General features: G+C 50.8%; 1 rRNA gene. It reads left to right on the top strand.

Annotation, left to right across the window (positions count from 1 at the left end):
- Positions 1-465: ribosomal RNA gene (locus ACTHSL_RS13020) — 16S ribosomal RNA — on the top strand; the annotation flags it as partial.

The following is a 465-nucleotide window of genomic DNA, read 5'->3' as shown; positions in this document are numbered from 1 at the left end:
CCTACGGGTGGCAGCAGCTAAGAATCTTCCGCAATGGACGAAAGTCTGACGGAGCGACGCCGCGTGGATGACGAAGGCCGAAAGGTTGTAAAATCCTTTTTTCAGTGAAGAATAAAGGTGGGAGGAAATGCCCATCAGATGACATTAGCTGAGGAATAAGCCCCGGCTAATTACGTGCCAGCAGCCGCGGTAACACGTATGGGGCAAGCGTTGTTCGGAATTATTGGGCGTAAAGGGTGCGCAGGCTGTGCTATAAGTCAGGTGTTAAAGGTTGGAGCTCAACTCCAACATGCCGCTTGAAACTGTAGTACTTGAGTTCTAGAGGGGAAGCTGGAATTCCTGGTGTAGGGGTGAAATCTGTAGATATCAGGAAGAACACCGGTGGCGAAGGCGAGCTTCTGGCTATGAACTGACGCTGAGGCACGAAAGTATGGGGAGCAAACAGGATTAGATACCCTAGTAGTC

The organism is Neisseria sp. P0008.S010, from assembly GCF_051962715.1.
Taxonomy (GTDB): Bacteria; Pseudomonadota; Gammaproteobacteria; order Burkholderiales; family Neisseriaceae; genus Neisseria; species Neisseria elongata.
Note: the sequence above shows the minus strand (reverse complement) of the source record. Positions and strands in the feature narration are given on the sequence as shown.